Consider the following 17,488-nt stretch of genomic DNA (forward strand, 5'->3'; position numbering starts at 1 on the left):
ACTTTGAGGCCTGTCCAAAGGTGGGGCATATCGGTTCTGGCGCGCCGGCGGCGCTCAGCCGGCTCGCGTCGCGGCGCCGGACAGGAAACCGGTCAGGTAGGTGTTGTGGTCCTTGAGCCGGGCCAGGGTACTGTCCACGCCGGCCTTGACCTGGCCGATAAAATCCGCGAGCTCCCCCTCGGGCATGGTAGCCACCAGTGGGTGGTAGCGCTTTGGCATCAGCCCCTGCCCCAGCATCACCTGCTGCCAGGAATCCACGAACAGCTCGTTGCCCTCGCGCTGCACATGGCCCGTCTCACGGAACATTTCGATTTTCGCGGCCAAGCTGTCGGGAACGCTCATCTGGCGGCAGTAACGCCAGAAATCGGTATCTTCCCGCTCCGTGACCTTGTAATGCAGGATGATGAAGTCGCGAATCCGCTCCATGTCAAACTCGGCCTGGCGGTTGAACTCGTCGACTTCGATCTGGCAAATCTCCCGCTGCGGGAAAAGCCGCAGAAAGCGCATGATGTTCTGCTGGATAAGGTGGATACTGGTGGACTCCAGCGGCTCCAGGAAACCGCTGGACAAGCCCACTGCCAGGCAGTTTTTATGCCACTGCTTGCGGCGGCGCCCGGTCTGGAACTTGATCACCCTGGGATCGTTCAACGCCTCGCCGTCGATATTCCCCATCAGCTGCTGGCGGGCCGACTCGTCACCCTGGTAGCTGCTGGCGTAGACAAGCCCGTTCCCCACACGGTGCTGCAGGGGAATGCGCCACTGCCAGGCGCTCTCGCGGGCTATCGAGCGAGTGTAGGGAACCGGGGGCGCCAGCGCCTCTGTCTGCACCGCGACCGCGCTGTCGCAGGGCAACCAGTGCGACCAGGACTCAAAGCCGGTGTGCAGCGTCTTTTCGATCAGCAGCGCCCGCATTCCGGTGCAGTCGATAAAGAAATCCCCGTCCAGCTCCCGGCCGGAATCCAGCTTGAGTGCGCGGATATGGCCGGAGTCCGGGTGCAGCACAACTTGTTCGATCTTGCCCTCCACCCGCCTGGCCCCATGGCGCTCGCTGAAGCCGCGCAAGAATTTGGCATACAGGCTGGCATCGAAGTGGAAGGCGTAATTCAGCCTGTTGTTGGGCAAGTGGGAAAATTTCTTCGCTTCCGCGGCCCGCCGCTCCAGGCAGTACTCCCCGAAATCACCGGCCAGACCGAGCTCCCGGGCCCGCAACCAGAAATGCTGGAAGCCACAGGCCCAGCAATCCTTGCCGGTGACGCCGAATGCGTGTAGATAATCCCGGCCCAGATCGCGCCAGTTCTCGAAGCGAATTCCGAGCTTGTAGGTGCCCTGCGTGGCGGCAAGAAATTCGGCCTCGTCTATCCCCAGCAGTCGGTGGAAAAAAACCAGGGTGGGAATGGTGGCCTCGCCAACCCCGACGGTTCCGATCTGCTCGGACTCCACCAGGGTAATCTCGAGCTCATTGCCCATCAGCCTGGACAGGGCCGCGGCGGCCATCCAGCCCGCCGTGCCGCCACCGGCGATCACTATTTTCTTTATGGCCTGACTCATGGCTCTCTCACTCTCTATCGTCGCGCCCGTTCCTGGGCTCAGGGCATTCACTGCAGTTTTTCTAATAATAGTTTTCTCAGCCGGCCGGCCGACTCCCTATCCAGGTCGCCCAGCAGGCCATGGCAGTTCCGGGGAAGGTGCTCGATGGCCGCCTCCCGGTTTACGACAAAGTGGTCAAACAACTGGCCCCAGGCCCTGCGCTGGCTTTCGGGCAGGCCGCCGATGGACAGCAGCGCGTGCATCAGCGCATCCTGGGGCAGCCCGGACCAGCCGGGCGTGGACCGCCACCAATAGTTCACCAGCATGTTGAGGTCATCGAGCCCCTCGACCTGGTGCCACCACATGCTGGGTACGAAAAGTACGTCCCCCGCTTCCATTTCCGCCACCCGCGCCGTATCCAGGGCTACGCGGTAGCGGGGGAAGCGATCGAGATCCGGCGCATAGAAGTCGACCATGCTGATCGCCTGTCCGGCCGGGTTGAAGTCGAGCGGACCGGGGTAGAGGTTTTTCACCTGCTCCGGCGGAAACAGCGTAAACCGGCGACGCCCGGCCACTACACAGGCCAGGTTGTCGGGCAGGTCGAAGTGGGCCGCGATGCGGGTCCGGTTCCCGAACCACAGCGATACCAGCGGGCTGCAATCCGCCAATTGGAGGTCGTTCTGTTCCCGCATTCCGGGCAGGTGGTGGTCTACCGGTGTCGAGCCGACATAACAGCATTCATCGCCACAGGCGTTGTTTTCCAGCGCCCGCAGCGTTTCTAGCAATCGGCCGGAGGTCCGCCGGAAATTGAAACCGTCCATCGCCTCGTTGTAGAAAATACGCCCCTGCGCGTCGGGGTCCGCCCGGAACACAACCAGTGGTCGCCCCCGGTCAAAGGGCGCCAGGTAATCGCCCAAGCGTCCCGCCCGAGCAGCCTCCACCAGCGGCCAGTCGGCCACCATGCCTTTCATCAGCAGCGGCTCCGTGCGCCCGGCGATGACCGCGGCAACATCTTCAACAGCGACGCCATTGCGCGTCTCGACCGGGGGAATAAACTTCGGATAATTCATCTCTCAAATACCCCGGATCGGCCGCCGGCAAGGAGCTGTGCGATCAGTTGGCGGTTACCGGGCAGCCCCTGGCGATAACTGGCCAGCTGTTTTCTGACTTCAGCCATCAGGGCATCGGCCCGGCGGGAGTCCCTGTCTTTAAGCGGTGCGCGAACCCAGTCGCACTCGTACCCCATGCCATTCAGTACATAGCGGTAACTGGCCGGTGGAAACAGCGGCTGCGCCTGGGGAAAGTCCTGCCTGGCGGGCGGCCGGTGATGCCACAGGGACAGGTTTTCCCGCAGTGACTCCGGCACCGTCTCCGGTTGCCGGTGGGCCCGCCAGTAATCGGAATCCGTGCGCGAGGATAAAACGTAGTGGAGCTTCAGAAAATCGATGATGTTGTCCCAGTGCTCCAGCATCTGCCGGTTGTAGCGCTTGGCCGCCATGTGCATCTGCCCGCTATGGGCGGGCAGGAGATCCCGGATCAGGCCGGCCCCCTGCTCGATCAGTGCCAGCGCAGAGGCCTCCAGCGGCTCTATAAACCCGGCCGACATGCCCACCGCCACACAGTTGCCCTGCCACATCGCGGCCCGATGCCCCGGCGAGAAGCTGAGGTGGCGAATCTCCAGCGCGGCAATTTTTTCCACAGAAAGCTCACTGCCCAGGAAACGCCGCAGATCCGCCTCGACCGTTTCAGCATCGGCAAACCGGCTGGAGTAGACATAGCCCATTCCGCGGCGTGTGGGCAGCCCGATATCCCAGATCCATCCATTGGCGCGCGCACTGGCACGGGTGACAGAGGCGATGGGCGCTTCCGGCGTGGCATGGGGTATCTGCACCGCGAGGGCCCGGTCGTTGAACAGCACCGGCGATCTGTCAATCCAGGGCACCCGTAGATGTTCGCCGATGATCAGGGCGGCGCTGCCGGAGCAGTCCACATACAGGTCCGCGTCCAGGCGTTCGCCATCACTCGTTTTCAATGCCGCGACGCCGCCGTCGGCAGTGGCCTCCACAGCGGCGATATCCGCCTGCACATGGCGCACCCCGAGATGTTGCGTGCAGTGGTCGCGCAGACACAGGCCAAACCTGGCCGCATCGAAGTGATAGCCGTAATTGAGTACCCCGGCGTAGTCCGGCGTCGCCAACTGCTTGGGCGCCAGGTTGGCATCGCAGATGGCCGCTTGCGGCGTCACCGCATAGGCATAACCGTCGGCGCCGCTAAAGCGCGCCAGGTCCTGCTCGAAGTAGCCGTGGGGAAGGGAGAAGGGGTGGTAATAGCGATCGGCGGGATCAGCGGAACGCCAGGAGGCAAAGAGCGAGCCCTGCTTGAAGGAGGCCTCGCATTCGGCAAACAGGCGCTTCTCGCTCAGCCCGATACGCCGCAGGGTCTCGCGCATGGACGGCCAGGTGCCCTCACCGACTCCCACCGTTGGAATATTCGGTGACTCCACCAGAACAATGTCGCATTGCCCACCCCGGGCACGGCCGTGCTCGGCCGCCAGCACGGCCGCGGTAAGCCAGCCGGCCGCACCGCCGCCCAGCACCAGGATGGATAGGGGTGCCTGTTTCATTGGGGAGTCCTCCCACTTCAAGGACATCGTAAACGCGGAAGGCGTGACTGCGCACGCCTCCGCTTCCCTGCAGTGAAAGAGTGGCGGCGGGCCGCCACTCAGTGGTTACCTCAGAAGCTGTAACGCACACCGAGGTTATACCGGGCCCCTGACTGGATGGCGCCAATCATCATATTTTCATGGCGGCCGTACAGGCGCTGGGTCTCGTCGGTGAGGTTGATACCCTCGACAAAGACGGACAGGTCATCCCGGATTTCGTAACTCACGTTCGCATCCAGTTGCCCGTAAGCCTCGGTGTAGACCGGGTTACGCTCACCGGCGCCGTCGAAGGTGGCGTTCAGGAAGTCGTCCCGCCAGTTGTAGGCGATACGGGCCTGGAGTCCATTCTTGTCGTAGAAGCCGACGATATTGAAGGAATCACTCAACCCCAGCAGCGCAAACTGGTTATCACAGCCGTCACACTTGTTGGTGTTGAAGTTGTCGTAGGCGATATCGCCATCGACGGTGGTGAAGTTCACGATACCGCCGAAACCGGAGTCGCCAAACATATGCTGCACCGCGAACTCGAAACCGTCGATCTTGGCGCTCTTTTCGTTGACCGGGGCGATGACCGTGAACTCTGCCGCAGCATCGCCTTCGGCCGCCGAGCCCACCACGGTGCCGTACTGCTCCTGCATATAGGCGAGGACAGTGGCGGCGTCGTCAGTACCCACCGCGGCCACGGCCTCCTCATAGCGGGGGCCCTGCGCCGGGTGCGCCAGGTCGAAGGTGGTTTCGGTGAATGAGCTCTGGCCGATGAAGTTGTCCACGTCCTTGCGGTAATAACCGGCGGACACATAGCTGCCGTCGCCGTAATACCACTCGACAGACAGATCAAAGTTGGTGGACTCGAAGGGCTTCAGGTCCGGGTTACCGCGGGAGGCTGTACCGCCATTGAATCGCAGCAGCGGACTGATCGTCTGCCCGCCCTGGATGTCGCCAAAACCCGGGCGCGTGATGCTCTTGCTCAAGGAGGCCCTGGCAACCAGGTCGTCGGTCAGCGCGATATCAAAGTCGACGTTGGGCAGCAGGTTGCTGTACCCCCCCTTCTGCTCACTGTAACCCAGTCCACTCTCCTGGGCATAGAATTCATTGGCGGCCACCCAGACGATGCTGTCGTATTGCGGCACCAGCGCCTTGGCATCCACCTCGGTGTCTTCGTAACGCAGGCCCAAGGCGAGATTCATCGGCATGGCAACGTCGTCCCAGGACAGGTTCACCTGTGCGTAGGCAGCCTGCTGCTGTTCGACGGCGGTGCGGTCGGTGGTGAAGTTGTCATCCACGCACAGCACGGTACCGCAGGGGCTCAAGGTCTCGCCATTCGCCGCGGCGATCGCGGAGATGGCGTCGATCATGCCGTCGAAGTCCGCCGCGTAGTAGTAGGGCGTCATCTCTGGGCTGTCGGCACTGCCGAACTGATCCAGCGCACCGGCCATGCTCTTGCGAACAAAAATATCGTCCGGATAGTCGGCCGGATCGCCGTAACCGCCCCAGGTCGCATTCTCGGAGAGGGCATAGGCGGAGCGGTTGGTGGACTCCGTGTAGGCCAGGCCAAAGTCGATGCTCTTGACCACGTCGGCATCGAACTCGAAGGTGCCGTCAAACCTGGCCTGTTCGATCTCGTGCTTCATGTAGCTGTTGCGGAAGCTGTTGCCGGAAGTCAGCATCTGCGCCGGGTCGAAGCCCTGGCCATCGATGAACTCGAAGCTGGTGGTGGGCAGGTCGTGGCCGTAGTTCACCGTGGTGGCGGCGCGGTTGAACTGCACACCGGCGATATTGTTGTTGGTGCCGCGGCCGTCTTTGGCACCGTTCTCGGCGGTGGACGTGTGATAGTCGAAGACCAGGTTCAAATGGTCGCCGGGGTTCCAGGCCAGATTCAGGCCCACGGAGTCATTCTCGTTGACAGAGCCCCATTCGCCGGCATTGAAGGTGACGTCGGCGCCGGTTGCATCGGTGTAGACAACCGGTGCCACCACGCTGCCGTTGCCGGAGCCCTCGGTGAAGGAGCCGGATACCGGTATGCCATTGAACCAGGCGCCCATGGCGTTGTACTGCTGCTCTACGTCCTGCTCGGCGTAGGTGTAGTCGAGGGTGGCCTCGAAGTCGTCCACCGGTGCCCACTGCAGGGTCACCTGGACATTGGTGCGCTCGCGCTGTACTTCGCCGAAGGCGTAGCCGATACCGCGCGGAACAGAATAGATGTCTCCCTCCTGCGGCGCATTTTCAAAGTTGGGGTTGTCGGGAGCAATGGACCCCCAGTCACCCTGGCCGCCGGGAATCGTATACCAGCCGGAAGGGGTCTCGGACTTCCCGTAGCCACTGTGCCGCTCGGAGAAGGAACCGGTCACGGCGACACCGATGGTATCGTCAGCGAATTTGGTGCTGAAGATGCCGGACATCTCCGGAGTCCAGTCGTCACCATTGGTATTGGAGGTGTCATTGATGGTTTTGGCGCTGAGATTCAACACCATGTCATCCTGCTCCAGCGGGCGCGCAGTGCGGATATTGATCACCGAGCCGATACCGCCGGTGGACAGGGAGGCCTTGCCCGTCTTGTAGATCTCGACCGCGCTGACACTCTCCGCGGCCAGGTTGGCGAAATCGAAGGAGCGGGATGCAGAGGCGGAGGTGGCGTCTATGTTGGCCGCCGGCATCTGCCGGCCGTTCAGGGTCACCAGATTGTAGTCGGGCCCGAAGCCGCGCACTGTGACCCGGCTGCCCTCGCCGTTCTGCCGGTCGATGGACACACCGGTGATCCGCTGCAGCGATTCCGCCAGGTTGGTGTCCGGCATCTTGCCGATGTCCTCGGCGGAGATGGCATCCACCACGCCCTGGGCATCGCGCTTGACGTCCATGGACTTGGCCAGACTGCCGCGGATACCCACGACGACCACCTCTTCCAGCGCGGCATCCTCCTGGCCCTGCGCCAGGGGCACACCGGAGAGCGCGCAGGCAATGGCCACAGCTATGGACTTCTTCGTAAATCCGAATTGATTGCTCATGGAGTTCTCTCCCCCATCATCACGTCGTTATTTTTTATTTGCGCGGGATGCGTACCCCCTGGGAGGACCGACAGGATAGCGCTATCTGGCGCCAGCCTATAGTCCGCGGCGCGACCGCCCGGTGTCGTCCCACCTTGAAAAAGCGGCGCAAGGTGGCCCGGTCCCACCTTTGATTTGCGCAAACTGGAACGGGAAAACGGCAGGAATTCCGGCAAGAACATTTACAAAACTTAACAATAATCGTTATTATTCGCATCGCACGCGGTACCTCCGCACTCGACGACTTCCCTTCACTATCAATCGGAACATAACCATGGAAATGCGCTCACTGGCACTGGCCGTGGCCGCGGTCGCCTGCACCGCCGCCCAGGCCCGGGAAACCGACAACCGGGACATGGAGCAGGTGATCGTCACCGGCAGCCGCTTTGTCGAGAGCATCGACGAGGTCCCAGTCTCGGTCACCGTCATCGACCGGGAGACCATCGCGCGGCAGCTGCAGGTCAGCGCCGAGCTGCAGAACCTGCTGGCCATCCAGGTGCCGGGCCTGGCACCGGGCAACAGCTCCACCAGCAACTTCGGCACCACATTGCGCGGCCGCGCGCCCCTGGTGATGATCGACGGCGTGCCCCAGTCCACCCCGCTGCGCAACGGCGGCCTGGGTATCCGCACCCTGGACCCGGATGTGATCGAGCGCATCGAGGTGATCAAGGGCGCCACCTCCATCTACGGCAACGGCGCCGCCGGCGGCATCATCAACTACATCACCAGAAGCGCCTCGGACAGCGAGCTCACCGCCCAGGCCTCGGTGTCCAGCCGCTTCAGCGCGGTCAAGTTCGAGGACAGCGCCAGCCTGCGCACCCAGGGCTCGATCAGCGGCACCCGCGACCAGTTCAGCTTCGTGGCCAGCGCCTCCCGCGACGAGCGCGGCGTGGAGCGCGACGGCGAGGGCGACATCATGGGCACTCTCTACGGCCTGTCCGAGAGCGTGACCCAGAACTTCTTCACCAAGCTGGGCTACCGGCTGGACGACGGGAAATCCCTGCAGCTCACCTACAACTACTTCGAGGGCCAGCAGAACGCCGACCTGGTGGACGTGCTGGGCTCGGTCAACGAGGACACCAAGACCTACGCCGTGCCCGCCAGCGGGGACGCCCCCGGCGATCCCCAGGGCCCCCGGGGCAACCACAACCTGATGCTCAAGTACGTGGACGAGAGCCTGACCGACAACACCCAGATGACCGTCGACGCCTATGGGCAGGAGATCGAGAATGTGTTCTTCTTCTCCGTCGACCTCTCCAACCCGGAGGCGGGCTACGCCGGCGGTCAGTCGATGATCAAGTCGGAGAAAAAGGGCCTGCGCTTCAATTTCAACACCCAACTGGGCTGGGAGCGCCTGGACGGCACCCTCACCTACGGCCTGGACGCCCTCAACGACGTCACCTCCCAGCCGCTGCTGGACGGCCGCCTCTGGGTGCCGGAAATGGATATGGACAGCCTGGCCGGCTACCTGCAGACCAAGTGGATCCTGGACAACGACTGGGTCTTCAAGGCCGGCGTGCGCCGGGAAAATATCGACCTGCGGGTGGATGACTACCGCACCCTGAAGCTGTGCCGCGGCGCCAACACCGACACCTGCTCCGTACCCATGGACGTGAAGGGGGATACCCTCAGCTACGAGGCCACCACCTACAACCTGGCAGTGCGCTACCACATCAACGACCACTTCAGCCCCTTCGCCAACTACTCCCAGGGCGCGGACATCTCCGATATGGGCGGCCTGCTGCGCGCCGCCACGGTGAACGATATCGCCCTGATCCAGACGGAGGCGTCCATCATCGACAACTACGAAATCGGCCTGGACAGCCACTTCGACGATTTCGACTTCAGCATCGCCGCCTACAAGAGCACCTCGGAACTGGGCACCTCGAACCGGCTCAACCCGGCAACCGGGGTCTACGAGCCGGTGCGCGCCCCACACAAGATCTGGGGCTACGAGGCCGCGCTCGACTACCGCATCTCCGACCGCCTCAGCGCCGGCGCCAACTACAGCTGGGTGGAGGGCAAGAACGAGGAGACCGACGAATACCTGGATGCGCGCATCATCTCGCCGCCCAAATTCGTCGCCCACCTGGACTGGCGCCCGCTGGACAACGCCAGCCTGGCCCTGACCTACTACCGCGTGGGAGACAGGAAGCGCTTCGAGCCGGACGCGGACGGCAACTGGAGCGGCTCCTTCGCCCCGGTCAGCGCCTACGACGTGATCAACCTGAGCGGCAACTACCAGCGGGATAACTGGCGCTTCTTCGCCGGTATCGAGAACCTGCTCAACGAGGAGTACTTCTCCGCCCGCGCCCAGGCCTTCACCTACAGCAACGGCGGCTACCACAGCATGAGCCTGGGGACCACGGTCAACGCGGGGGTGAACTACACCTTCTAAACTCAAGTTTCGGAGTTCACAGGGATTGCCAGCCCCGAAGAGAGGCGCTTTCGAACGGCCCTGCTGCCGGTGGCCACCTGACAAAAAACCTCATCGGTAAATATTTGTCAGGTGGCCACCGGCAGCAGGGCCTTGCACATTGCCACTCGGAGACTGCCTGCCCTCGATGTGAACTCCGAAACTTGAGTTCTAAAGAAAGCGCAGCCAGCCAGGGATGGCTTCAGCCCTTGACCGACCCAGCGGACAGGCCGGAAACCAGGAAGCGCTGCAGGGCGAGGAACAGCAGTATCACTGGTATGGAAACCAATATCGAACCGGCGGCGAAGAAGCCCCAGTCGGAGGCGTAGTCGCTGACGAAGAAGCGCAGCCCCACCGGCACCGTGTACCTGGATTCGTCGTCCATAAAGATGGAGGCGAGGATAAATTCGTTCCAGGCGGTCATGAAGGAGAAGAGCCCGGTCACTGCGATGGCCGGGCGCGCCAGCGGCAGTATGATTTTGTAGAAGATCTGCAAGCGTGAGGCGCCCTCCAGCAGCGCCGACTCCTCGATTTCGTAGGGCAGTGTGTCGAAGTAGCCCTTCAGCATCCACACGCAGAACGGCAATGCGGTGATGGAATAGACCAGCACCAGCCCCAGCCAGGAATTGCCCAGCCCCAGCCACTGCACCACTATCACGTACAGCGGTATCAGCATCAGCACCGCCGGGAACATCTGCGAGATCAGGAACAGCATCAGGCCGCGCTCGCGGCCGGGGAACCTGAAGCGGGAGAAGGCGTAGGCGGCGGTGCAGGACAGGGACAGGCCCACGATGGTGGTGCTGAGCGCGACCACCAGGCTGTTGACCAGCCAGCGCATAAACGGCTGCTCGGTGAGCACCGCGCGGAAGTTGTCCAGCGACCACTGCTGCGGCAGCGGCACCAGCGCTGCCAGTTGCCCCCAGAAGCCGGCATCCGGGGGATCCACCACCAGCTGCAGCGACTGCTGGCCGGAGAAGGCCAGGCTGACCACCCATAGCAGCGGGTAGATCACCACCGCGCTGGCAAACAGCAGCAACGCAAAGCGCCAGGAACAAATGTCTTTCAGTATCCTCTTCATCGCACCGCCTCCAGGGTCCTGGAGATACGCGTCTGCCACAGCGCGTAGCAGAACAGCAGCGCCAGTATCACCATCGAGTAGGCGGCGGCGTAGGCGTACTGGTATTTCTCGAAGCCGATGCGGAAGGCCCTGGTGATCAGGATATCGTTGGCCCCCGCCGGCGCGCCGTCGCTGACCAGGTAGATGACATTGAACATATTGAAGGTCCAGACCACCGACAGAATCATGGCCGGGACCAGCACCGGTTTCAGCAGCGGCAGGGTGATGGATCTGAACCGGAACCAGCGCCCGGCCCCCTCCACCTTCGCCGCCTCGTAGAGTTCGCGCGGAATCGCCTGCAGGCCGCCGATGATCACCACCATCATGAACGGGATACTGAGCCAGACATTGGTGACCAGGCCGGTAAAGAAGCTGGCCCCCACCGAGTCGAACCAGGCCACAGGCGCAAAGCCGAAGATCTGCAGCGCCTGGTTGATGACCCCGAACTGCGGGTGGAACATGCCCTTCCACACCAGCGCGGTGATGTAGTTGGGAATCGCCCAGGGCAGTATCAGCAGCACGCGGAAAATCCCCCCGCCGAATACCGGCCTGTTCAGGGCCAGCGCCAGCAGCAGTGCCAGGCCCACGGACAGAAGTACGTTGCTGGCGGTCCAGCAGATGGTGACCAAGAGGGTCCAGTAGAAGTTATCGAAGTTGATACTGCGCTCGGCACCTTCGCCGTACCAGAGGTTCCAGTCGCCGAGGATGCCGATGTAGTTGTCCAGCCCCAGCCAGCGGGAGGCGAAGGGCGTGTTCTCGTTCAGCAGCGAAGTGTCGGTAAAAGAGAGCAGCAGGCCGTAGAGGAGCGGGAAGAATACCAGCAGTGTCATGCCCGCTAACGCGGGCATGACATAAATGTAGGCGGTCCTGTGCCGACGCCAGCCTGCAAGGATTCTGCCCCGCACACGGACCAGCCACAGGCCGAGGGCCATCAGCAGTGCCACAAAAAATGCCCACAGCCAGGCGGAAGCCTCCGCGGCCTGCCCTTCTTTATGTTGTGCGGAGCGCAACACGGCTATATCCCGCTGCAGCTGGCGCTGCAGCCGCTGCATTTCCGCGGCCGGTTGCGCCGCGCCTTTCACCACCTTTTTCAGCACATTTTCCAGCGGCGCCCACAGCAGGGTCATTTCCGGCAGGTTCGGGATCGGCACGGCGGTATTCAGTTGGCGGCGAAAGGCCATGGCGGTCTTATTGGCGGCCACCCGCGGGTGATCGAAGGCGGCCAGGTTGGCCGGCAGCTGGCCGCCGGCCATGGCCATTGTCTCGGCGGATTGCCGGGATGTCAGGAAGTCCATCAGTTCATAGGCGGCGGCCTGGCGTTTCGACCAGGGCGACAGGAAGAGCCCCTCCACCGCCACCCAGGGTGCCAGGGGCCTGCCGCTGGCGCTGTTCAGCGGCAGGGTTGCCACGCCGTAGTCGATATGCGGCGCTATCTCGCCCAGCATCCAAGGGCCGCTGATCACCATGGCCGCGCGGCCCTGGTTGAACAGATTGGTGACCAGCGTGCTGTTGGGTTCCTCCGGCAGCACCGCGTCCTTCCTGGCCCAGTCCGCCAACTGTTGCAGCGAGCGGATATTGGCATCGCTGTCCAGCGCCAGGCGGTTACTTTCGTCAAATGGACCGGGGCCGAAGGCGTTCATCAGCGCGCCGTGGAAGAAGGGCTCGGTATAGCTGTAGGCGAGGCCGAAGCGGCCCCGTTTCCTGTCGGTGTGGGCGCGGGCCAGCGCGATCATCTCGTCGCTGCTGACAGGGGGATTCTTTATCCACGCGCGATTGTAGATCAGCGCGGTGCTCTTGAAATTGAACGGCAGGCCGTAGAGCTGGCCCCGATAGCGCATGGCGTCGAGCAGGTTGTCCGGGAAGCGCTGCAATACCTGCGGCCGCACGAATGCGTCGATGGGGGCAATGGTGTGGCCGGCGCTGGCCCAGCCGCCAATGCGGTCGTGGGCGAAGATAAACAGGTCCGGGCCCTGGCCCCGGGGCAGGGACGCGGAGAGCTTGTCGGCGTAGCCGCCGAAGGGCACTGCCAGCGCCTTGACCCGCACATCCGCCTGGCTGCGGTTGTAGTCGCCCAGCAGCTGCTCCAGCGCCTGGCGCTCGGCGCCGCGGTAGCCGTGCCAGAGCAGCAGCTCCTCCCGGGCGAAGGATTTGGACACGCACAGGCACAGCAGCAGGAAAAGCGCACCTTGTAGGAGCGGCGGGGCGGCCATCCGCCCATGGCCGCGATCAGCGCCGCGGCGAATATAGAGAGACAATCGCGGCCATGGGCCGCTCCTACAGGGGGAGATTCTTAACACAATTCTGCCACCGCGACGGGGCGGGTTTCGCGAATGCGCTGCCGACTCCGGGCATCGAACAGGTAAATGGCATCGGGATCGAAGGCCAGCTCCAGGGATTCGCCCGGAGTGAGCATTTGCAAACCCGGCAAGCGCGCAATCATCCGTTCACTGCCCCGCCCCAGATGCACCAGCATCTCCGCGCCCAGGGTCTCGACCATCTCGATCGCGGCGCGGATACGCGGCCAGTGCACCGGCGCGGCGGCGGCGTGGCAGAGCTTCTCCGGGCGAATGCCGAGCAGCAGTTCGTCCGACAGGCCCTCGAGGCCGTCGCGTTGCAGATCGATCAGGGCGTTTTTCAGGCCAGTGCCGCAATTCTGCACCGACACTATGTTCATCGGCGGCGAGCCCATAAAGCCCGCCACGAACACATTGTCCGGATCGCCGTAGAGTTCCATCGGCGTGCCCACCTGCATCAGCTCACCGCCGTTCAGAATCGCGATGCGCGACCCCAGGGTCATGGCCTCCACCTGGTCGTGGGTCACGTAGACGGAGGTGGTGGCGAAGTCCCGGTGCAGGTGACTGAGGTTGCCACGCATCTGCACCCGCAGCTCCGCGTCCAGGTTGGAAAGGGGTTCGTCGAACAGGAACACCTGCGGGTCCCGCACTATCGCCCTGCCCAGGGCCACCCGCTGGCACTGGCCGCCGGACAGCTGGCCCGGCCTGCGCGCCAGCAGTTCGCCGAGGCCGAGACTCTCTGCGACCTGCTCCACCCTGGTCCTGATCAGGGCCTGCGGCTGTTTGCGCACCCGCAGGCCGAAGGCCATGTTCTCGAACACGGTCATATGGGGGTAGAGGGCGTAGCTCTGGAACACCATGGCCACGTCGCGGTCTTTCGGCGGCAGGTCATTGACCTGGCGGTCGCCGATCCACAGCTCCCCGGAGGTGACCGATTCCAGTCCGGCGATCATGCGCAGGGTGGTGGACTTGCCGCAGCCGGACGGCCCCACCAGCACCATAAACTCGCCGTCGCGGATCTGCAGGTCCAGCCCGGGAACGGTGGCAGTGTCGTCCCCGTAGCGTTTCACCACCCGCTTGAATTCAATGCTGGCCACGGCGGTTACCTTCGTCAGCGGGCGGTGTTCTAGGGCTGGCTTCTCTCATCGGCGCACAAGGAGGCAATCCTGACGTAAAGAATTGAACAATAATTGATCAACCTCAAAAGATCAATTAGGGGCCAAGCCGTCGAGCCCCGGCAGGGATTTGTTCAGGGGTGCCCTAGCGTTAGAATCCACTGACGATAATGACAATCAAGGAAAACAGCCGTGAAAAAAGTATTCCTGCCTTTCGCCCTGCCCCTCGCCATGGGCGCAACGCTGCTGGGCGCCACCCCGGCCACAGCCGCCGATCCGGACCAGTTGCTGAAGAACACCCAGGCCAAGGTGATCGAGTGGCGCCGCCATATCCACCAGCACCCGGAGCTGGGCAACCGCGAGTTCGAAACGGCCAAATATGTCGAGAAGCACCTGAAGTCCTTGGGGCTCGAGGTGGAGACTGGCGTGGCCCACACCGGCGTCGTCGGCCTGCTGAAGGGCGGCAAGCCGGGGCCGACGGTGGCGCTGCGCGCGGATATGGATGCGCTGCCGGTCACCGAGCAGGTGGACCTGCCCTTCGCCTCCAGGGTGAAGACCGAATACAACGGCGAGGAAGTGGGCGTGATGCACGCCTGCGGCCACGACACCCATGTGGCCATGCTGATGGGCGCGGCGCAAGTGCTCGCCGGCATGCGCGATGAGCTGGCCGGCAATGTGCTGTTTATCTTCCAGCCCGCCGAGGAGGGCGCCCCGGACGGCGAGGAGGGCGGCGCCGAGCTGATGTTGAAAGAGGGGCTGTTCAAGAAATACAAGCCGGACGTGGCCTTCGGCCAGCACGTGACCTCCAGCCTGCCGGTGGGCGTGATCGGCTACCGCTCCGGCCCGCTGATGGCGAGCTCCGACGAGTTCCGCATCACCGTCGAGGGCCGCCAGACCCACGGCTCGCGCCCCTGGGGCGGCGTTGACCCGATCACCGCCGCGGCGCAGATAGTGATGGGCACCCAGACCATCGTCAGCCGCCAGATCGACATCACCAAGGAGCCGGCGGTGGTGTCCTTCGGCAAGATAGACGGTGGCGTGCGCAACAATATCATTCCGGACAGCGTCTTCCTGAACGGGACAATACGCAATTTCGATATGGACAATCGCCGGCAGATTTTCGAGAAGCTGAAAACCACCGCGGAACTGATCGCCGAAAGCAGCGGTGCCGAGGCCAAGGTGCAGATACTCGAAGGCTACCCGGTGACGGTCAACAACCCGGCACTGACCGAAGAAGTGCTGCCGGTGCTCAAGGCCGCCGCCGGCGACAAGCGCGTGATAGAGGTGCCGAAGATCACCGGCGCCGAGGACTTCTCCTACTTCGCCCAGGAGGTTCCCGGTTTCTACTACTTCCTCGGCGTGACCCCGGCGGGCACAGACCCGGCCACCGCCGCCAGCAACCACTCGCCGCGCTTCTACGTGGACGAGAGCGCGCTGAAGGTGGGCACCGAGGCGATTACCCAGCTGGCACTGGACTATATGGCCAATTACCAGAGGCAGTAACCACTACCGCTCCTGCATAACTGCCGGCACTCTGCGTTGGGGTTCGTTGTACTCACCCCAACCTACGCCTTAAGTGCCGTAGCGTGGGTAAACGCAACGCATCCGCCTTTCCCACAAGCGGGCCGCAGGCGCGCACAGCTCTTTCCCTCAGGGAAACAACCCCCGCATCAGCTCCGCCTGCCTGACCCGGCTGAGCGCCTCGATGTGCGCGGCAGTGCGCAGGTCGGTGCCCTCCTTTTCCGCCCGGGCCAGGGTGCGGCGGAAGGCGTCGGTCATGATTTCGTGGAGCCGGTCGTTGACCTCCTCCAGCGTCCACATGAAGTTCTGCATGCCCTGCACCCACTCGAAGTAGGAGACGGTGACACCACCCGCGTTGGCGAGGATATCCGGCAGCACGAAGATGTCCTTTTCGCGCAGTACCTCGTCGGCTTCCAGGCTGGTGGGGCCGTTGGCGCCCTCGGCGAGTATCTTGCAATCGATGCGCTGTGCGTTGTCGCTGGTGACTTGGTTCTCCAGGGCCGCCAGCACCAGGATGTCGCAGGGCAGTTCCAGCAGTTGGCTGTTGGTGATCTGCTCGCCACCGGGGTAACCCTTCAGAAAGCGGTGACTGGCGATGTAGGTGGCCAGCTTGTCGATGTCGAGCCCTATCGGACTGTGCACTGCGGCGCTCACATCGCTGACGGCGATCACGCGCACACCGCTTTCCCGCAGGAAGCGGGCGGCGTGGGCGCCGACGTTGCCAAACCCCTGGACCGCCGCGGTGCACCGCCTGAGATCGAGCCCCAGGTGGCGGGCGGCTTCGGCGATGCAATACACCAGGCCGCGCCCGGTGGCTTCGGTGCGCCCCTGGGAGCCGCCGAGCACCACCGGTTTACCAGTGACCACCGCAGGCACGGTGTAGCCGACGCGCTGGCTGTAGGTGTCCATGATCCAGGCCATCACCTGTTCGTTGGTGCCCATGTCGGGGGCCGGGATGTCCATGGCCGGACCGATCATGTCGATAAACGAGAGGGTGTAGCGCCGCGTCAGGCGCTGCAACTCGGTGCGCGACAGGTCCAGCGGGTCGATGCGGATGCCGCCCTTGGCGCCGCCGAAGGGCAGGCGCATCAGGGCGCACTTCCAGGTCATCCACATCGCCAGCGCCGCCACCTCGCCCAAATCCACCGACTGGTGGTAGCGGATGCCTCCCTTGGTGGGTCCCATGGCCAGCACGTGCTGCACCCGGTAGCCGAACACGGTTTCCACCTGGCCGCGCTCGTCGCGCCGGAAGGACAGGGCCGCCACCTGGGCCCGCTCGGGAAACAGCAGTCGCTGGCGCACATTGTCATCGAGCTCGACAAGGTAGGCGGCCTTGAGGAACTGCTGCTGCGCGAGGTGGAACAGGCCGGAGGCCCACTCCGCGCTGCGGGCCCGCATCCGCTCCACGGCGTAGCGGATAGAGCGCACCAGGCTGACCTGCCCGATGCGGTCCTTGATCAGGTAATCCTGGGCGCCGCCCTCCACCGCCCTCGAGGCGAGGGCGACGTCGTCGTGCCCCGTCTGGATGACGATGGCGGTGTCCGGTGCCCGGCTGCGCAGGCGGAAGAAGGTTTCGTGGGCCTCGCTGTCCGGCAGCAGGAGGTCGAGCAGCACCACGTCGAACACCTGCCGCTCCAGGCTATCGAATGCGGCCGACAGGCGGCCGACGCTGGTGACGTCGAAAGTGGGATATTGGCTGCCGGCGAGCAGCTTTTCGATAAGGCGCTGGTAAACCGGGTTGTCTTCCACCAGCAGTACCTTGAGAGGGCGTGTGTTCAAGATTCGTTCCTCCCGT

The 17,488-nt window shown here is 63.6% G+C and carries 10 protein-coding genes; 2 read left to right on the forward strand and 8 right to left on the reverse strand.

The window, feature by feature from the left end:
* Positions 1-54 precede the first annotated feature (54 nt).
* From AC6R19_RS05160 to AC6R19_RS05175, 4 genes are all read right to left on the reverse strand, one after another.
* The gene (locus tag AC6R19_RS05160) at positions 55-1,548 is read right to left on the reverse strand and encodes a tryptophan halogenase family protein (RefSeq protein WP_500578620.1); all 1,494 of its coding nucleotides are present in this window, start codon (positions 1,546-1,548) and stop codon (positions 55-57) included.
* Between the two features lie 47 nt (positions 1,549-1,595).
* Positions 1,596-2,597 carry a cupin-like domain-containing protein gene (locus AC6R19_RS05165; protein WP_500578622.1) on the reverse strand — a complete coding sequence of 334 codons (1,002 nt, stop codon included), beginning with the start codon at positions 2,595-2,597 and terminating at the stop codon, positions 1,596-1,598.
* Entirely contained in the window at positions 2,594-4,150 is a 1,557-nt protein-coding gene (locus tag AC6R19_RS05170) for a tryptophan halogenase family protein (RefSeq protein WP_500578624.1), read from the reverse strand. Before AC6R19_RS05170 ends, AC6R19_RS05165 begins: the two co-directional genes overlap by 4 nt.
* Before the next feature lie 110 nt (positions 4,151-4,260).
* Positions 4,261-7,191: a TonB-dependent receptor gene (locus AC6R19_RS05175; RefSeq protein ID WP_500578626.1), complete on the reverse strand. Its 2,931-nt coding sequence runs from the start codon at positions 7,189-7,191 to the stop codon at positions 4,261-4,263.
* 313 nt (positions 7,192-7,504) lie between these two features.
* Between AC6R19_RS05175 and AC6R19_RS05180 the strand changes: the two genes are divergently transcribed.
* Positions 7,505-9,628, forward strand: a complete 2,124-nt coding sequence (locus tag AC6R19_RS05180; protein WP_500578628.1) for a TonB-dependent receptor — start codon at positions 7,505-7,507, stop codon at positions 9,626-9,628.
* A gap of 220 nt (positions 9,629-9,848) precedes the next feature.
* On the opposite strand, the gene AC6R19_RS05185 is transcribed toward AC6R19_RS05180, so the two are convergent.
* From AC6R19_RS05185 to AC6R19_RS05195, 3 genes are all read right to left on the reverse strand, one after another.
* Positions 9,849-10,724, reverse strand: a complete 876-nt coding sequence (locus tag AC6R19_RS05185) for a sugar ABC transporter permease (protein WP_500578629.1) — start codon at positions 10,722-10,724, stop codon at positions 9,849-9,851.
* Positions 10,721-12,919, reverse strand: coding sequence for an extracellular solute-binding protein (locus AC6R19_RS05190; protein WP_500578630.1), 2,199 nt, complete (start codon positions 12,917-12,919; stop codon positions 10,721-10,723). Before AC6R19_RS05190 ends, AC6R19_RS05185 begins: the two co-directional genes overlap by 4 nt.
* Positions 12,920-13,053: 134 nt before the next feature.
* The gene (locus tag AC6R19_RS05195; protein WP_500578632.1) at positions 13,054-14,154 is read right to left on the reverse strand and encodes an ABC transporter ATP-binding protein; all 1,101 of its coding nucleotides are present in this window, start codon (positions 14,152-14,154) and stop codon (positions 13,054-13,056) included.
* A 210-nt stretch (positions 14,155-14,364) separates the two neighbouring features.
* On the opposite strand from AC6R19_RS05195, the gene AC6R19_RS05200 reads away from it, so the two are divergent.
* Positions 14,365-15,675, forward strand: coding sequence for a M20 family metallopeptidase (locus AC6R19_RS05200; RefSeq protein ID WP_500578634.1), 1,311 nt, complete (start codon positions 14,365-14,367; stop codon positions 15,673-15,675).
* Positions 15,676-15,822: 147 nt separating this feature from the next.
* Here the strand turns inward: AC6R19_RS05200 and AC6R19_RS05205 are convergent, their stop codons facing one another.
* A complete protein-coding gene (locus AC6R19_RS05205) occupies positions 15,823-17,472 on the reverse strand; it encodes a Glu/Leu/Phe/Val family dehydrogenase (protein ID WP_500578635.1) in 1,650 nt (549 codons plus the stop codon).
* Between the last annotated feature and the right edge of the window lie 16 nt (positions 17,473-17,488).

The organism is Microbulbifer sp. SE14 (assembly GCF_059834885.1).